The organism is Cellulomonas sp. GbtcB1, assembly GCF_019091725.1.
Taxonomy (GTDB): domain Bacteria; phylum Actinomycetota; class Actinomycetes; order Actinomycetales; family Cellulomonadaceae; genus Cellulomonas.
Window position 1 is genome coordinate 1 of record NZ_JAGXJG010000478.1, and the last position, 241, is coordinate 241.

The window sequence follows — 241 nt, forward strand, 5'->3', positions numbered from 1 at the left end:
CCGCAGCCCGCCCGCGTCCGGGTGCACGTACACGGACCCGGCGCGCACGCCCCGCGCCGGGTCCTCCGGGGTCGCGACCCGCGGCGTGGGGGACACGACGACCCCGCCGTCGCGGACCCGGGTGGCCAGCGCCGCGAACCCCTCCTCGGTGACCGGGGCCAGGGTGAGCAGGACGTCCACGGGCTCGGTCACGGCGACCAGCAGGGACGTCGCGGTGTGGTCGACGACCTCGTCCGCGCCC

The 241-nt window shown here is 79.3% G+C and carries 1 pseudogene; it reads right to left on the reverse strand.

The window, feature by feature from the left end:
- Window positions 1–241: pseudogene (locus KVT14_RS21085) on the reverse strand (NADP-dependent oxidoreductase); the annotation flags it as partial.